Source organism: Pseudomonas sp. TJI-51 (assembly GCF_000190455.2).
GTDB lineage: Bacteria > Pseudomonadota > Gammaproteobacteria > Pseudomonadales > Pseudomonadaceae > Aquipseudomonas > Aquipseudomonas juntendi.
In genome coordinates this window covers 1-2,791 of the sequence record NZ_AEWE02000202.1, presented here as the reverse complement: position 1 = coordinate 2,791, position 2,791 = coordinate 1, and the positions used below count along the sequence as shown (strand labels likewise).

At 49.6% G+C, this 2,791-nt stretch carries 2 protein-coding genes; both read right to left on the bottom strand.

Features of this window, described 5'->3' with window-relative positions; genetic code table 11:
• Window positions 1-14: 14 nt before the first annotated feature.
• Window positions 15-797 (bottom strand): hypothetical protein, encoded by a 783-nt coding sequence (locus G1E_RS28535; RefSeq protein WP_157050354.1) that lies wholly within the window; start codon window positions 795-797, stop codon window positions 15-17.
• Window positions 742-2,791, bottom strand: a 2,050-nt coding sequence (locus G1E_RS28900) for a hypothetical protein (RefSeq protein WP_177329632.1), incomplete at its 5' end; no start/stop codon positions are given. The genes G1E_RS28535 and G1E_RS28900, both read right to left, overlap by 56 nt.

Here is a 2,791-nt window from a genome sequence, read left to right as displayed (position 1 = left end):
GGATGATGGATCCCTTACCGTGCATTCAATCCTTGCGCGAGTTGAAGGGCAGCCCGTCCTCGCTGGAAAAGGGTGTACGGAGGATCTCCCTCAGGTTTGTCGAAGACGAACTCTGAGAGCTCATAGCTGCCGCGCAGTTCCGTTGAGATAGGAGTTAATCTCAGTGTTTCAGCAGATTCAGGCCATCGCGACACACGGACTTCGATTTCAAGGTCATGAAGCTCTAGAGGAGTGAGGTGGTGAATACTTCCAGCTGATCGCCCATCTATTTGGAATTTTAGGAATGCAACTGAGAGCTCGGCGGGAGGCGGTGGTGATGTTTTCTCGTCAATGTATTTGGAAACTCTCTGTGAACCTTTAGAAAATACACCCACCGGTAAAGGGACAGTAGCGAGTGCCATGCAAAGTTTTTCAAAATCAGAAAGTGAGGTAATTCGAGGGAGCGAGTCAGACGCGATAACGAGGAGTTGCGAGGCCTCCTGCTTGCCATATTCATTGTGCCATATGCGGTATCGTTCACATGCACTGCGTAAAAAACGCTCCACTCCGTCACTGGCCGCGAGCACGCCTTCCCGCCATTCAGTAAGGCTAGCGATGAGTCGGAGAAGGCCGGCCAAGGCGCTGTAGGTAGTTGCCGTAGCGGCCCTCCCATATCTTAGTGATGCTTCGTCCAACTCTGCACCAATGGCTAATAAATCTTCTGGCTTGAAAGGGTCTCCGGCCCCCAATTTCCTCAGAGCCTCAACTGCCCGGATCCGGCTGTAAAAAGTTTGGGAGATAACTGCGTCTGCTTTCATATTGTTTTTCATCCTCCTTAAGAAGAGCTTCGAGTTGTAGCCATTCAGTTTGTAAAGCTTCTTGAGTTGGCACATCCTCAGCAGCCACTGCGGCCTCAAACTGCGCGGCAACTACATGAAGTCTCCGATACCACTTGAAGCGTCTTTTCGGAATCGTGTCTGGAATTGCATCCCAGGAAGATTGGATTGCCGCCACAGCTTGGGTCCAAGCACCGACACGAGTAAGCAACTCCACCACCGCCCCCGCCAGTATCAATCTCCCTGATTGTCGCTTAACCAATTTTACTAAGTCGTCGGCACGTTCGAGTGCCTTCGCGTCTGGAATTAGATGCACTAGGGTAATGGCGTTCTCTTCGCAATGTTCATTCAGCTCTGGGTCGTCGAACGTGTATATTACTAATTCCACAAAGTTTGAGGCAGAGGAAAGCGCTTTGCCCATTCGGGAAAAGTCGCGACTATAAAAACTGGCAGGTACTGTCATCAAAAATTTGATGAATCGATTGTCAAGGCCAGCCTGGAGTAGCTGAAGCGTAGAAAATCGGTCCAGGTGCAAGCGGATACACCGTATCAGAAAGTGATGCTCCTCCTTTTTACTACTGTAATAGAAGATGAGGTTCAACAGAGCCTCACCGGCGCGCCGCTCTAAAATATCTGGCAAATCGATGCTGGACAGAGCGCTAGCGGCTGCCTTGTGCACCATCACATACGGGTCCTGCAAGAGTAGTACAAACGCCTCTAGTACAAGCTCTGGCAGGTCGGAAACGCGGTTTTTTTTCAACTCTCCAAGCGCTTGCCCCGCAGCGGCTCGTCGAAGAACTGAAGCTCCGACCAGCGATGAGTAGAGATGAGGAAGTACAATATTTAGTGTTGAAGGATTATCAATGAGGCATGGAGTAGCTTGAGTGATTGTGGAACTCAATCCATCACGTTGCTCATCAATACTAGTGAGAAATTCTACGTAGGAATCGACGAGTCTATTACTGCCCTTAGCTGCTGTTGCGGCTATCAATGCACATGATTTGCGGAGTTGATACAGAGTGGTCGCTGAATTTTGGGCCTCGAGATGATCGTTAAGGTTGGTTGCCGGTATGGCACTTCGTTCAGCCTCAAAAGCTTCAATCCGAGTATCTAAAACAGCAGCCGTACCAAGTAAGGCATCAATATTTTGCTTTCCAGCTGCCACAATCTCGTCTGGTTCGTTGCTGAACGCCTGGACAACGAGGCGAAGAACCTTCTGGTTTTTAGAGGTGCCTGCGAGCTTGAGCAAACGCCTCAGAAGCACCGAATATACAGCATTACTGGATGTTGCTATTACGCTGTCTAGATCCTCATCAACGTGTATTGAGAACCTCAATAGCTCTTCATAAACTTCAGTGAGTCGCTCCTCGCCGTCGAGAGAAGAGCTGTCGAAAAATTCAGAAATTACTTCGTCTGTTCTTTCAGGTGCGGCATTTAGGGCTATCGCGATGATACGTCTTAAATCGCCGCAGACCATTCCAAGCTCCCGATCGGTCTGATCATTTTCAAGTAACAGATGGGCACGGGCGAGCTTTGAAATCAATGTTCTAGCAAAGCTTGGAAGTAATGCTTGGTTTTCATTGTGCAGCACATGTAGAGCAGCTACACCCAGGCGAACTGAATATGACTGCCTCTGATCGAGGAGCCTCTGGATAACGTTACGGACAACTTCCGGCCAAGACCTGTAGATTGCCTTGAGCGGCTCCGGCCTATGGATAGTAGTTGCTATATCGATCTGTGATCGGGGGCGCTTGGCAAGAGCTATTAGTGCCGGTACAGCGCGTTCAACCTTAGCTGGCGCCACCATTTCTGGATATGCCATGGCAATGTCTGCGGCAATTTCGACAGCATCATGTTTTGCAAGGCAGTCGAAGGCCGCTTCGGAAATTCGAGCTTTGTCTCCACAGACTTGCTGTATAACTGAAAGCGCTTGCTCCTTGACGCTAATTTCGTTAGGGATGCTCCGATCAACTTGT

Bases quoted from the DNA above. Each gene is read 5' to 3' on its own strand.
- G1E_RS28535 (WP_157050354.1), bottom strand. From the start codon at position 797: ATGAAAGCAGACGCAGTTATCTCCCAAACTTTTTACAGCCGGATCCGG.